This window comes from Micrococcus sp. HSID17227 (assembly GCF_003989405.1).
GTDB classification, from domain to species: domain Bacteria; phylum Actinomycetota; class Actinomycetes; order Actinomycetales; family Micrococcaceae; genus Micrococcus; species Micrococcus luteus.
The window spans coordinates 1-779 of the sequence record NZ_RBLN01000539.1; the positions used below are offsets into that span (position 1 = coordinate 1).

The 779-nt window shown below is 69.8% G+C and carries 1 protein-coding gene; it reads left to right on the plus strand.

What is annotated here, in order from left to right:
* Positions 1-779, plus strand: a 779-nt coding sequence (locus tag D8M29_RS13735; protein WP_238693436.1) for a hypothetical protein, incomplete at both ends; no start/stop codon positions are given.

The following is a 779-nucleotide window of genomic DNA, read 5'->3' on the forward strand; positions in this document are numbered from 1 at the left end:
GGATCATCCTCTCCGGCGCCACGGTCGCGGCGGCCATCGGCTTCTGCGGCGCCCGGCTGAACAACGCCAGCGACATCGCGCTGGAGGCCGTCGACGTCAACGTCGCCCGCAACTTCGACCTCGGCCTGGGCCTCAGCGTCAACGGCGGCATCAAACTCGACGGCAGCCGCGTCGGTACGCAGCTCAGCTTCCGGAACTCCACGCTGACGAACCCCGGGGGCACCGCCCTGTCCCTACGCCTGACACAAGCTCGGGAGACTGATCTCCGCACCCGGCAACCAATCGACGGCACCGTCGACGCAAGTCACGCCCAGCTGGGCAGCCTGTACGACGCACCCGCCACCTGGCCCGCCGACCTCCGGCTGACCGGGACCACCTACGACGCCCTCGCCTCCCCGCTGACCGCCACCGAACGGCTCGGCTGGCTCCGGCGCAGCACCAACGGCTACCTCCCACAGCCATTCGAGCAGCTCGCAGCCGACTACCGGCGACTCGGACACGAGGACGAAGCACGCACGGTCCTCCTCGCCAAGCAACGCCAACGCCGTTCCACGCTCCCCTTGCACCTCCGCGTCTGGGGTTACCTCCAGGACGCGACCGTCGGCTACGGCTACCGGCCGCTCCGTGCCGGCCTCTGGCTCATGGCTCTGCTCGCCTGGGGCGCTCTCTTCGTCGGAGCGCATCCTCCCGCACCCCTCGCAGCGGCGAAGCGACCTCCGGCCAGCGCCGGCTTCTACACACTCGACCTTCTTACGCCGGTCACCGCCTTCGAACAGGAG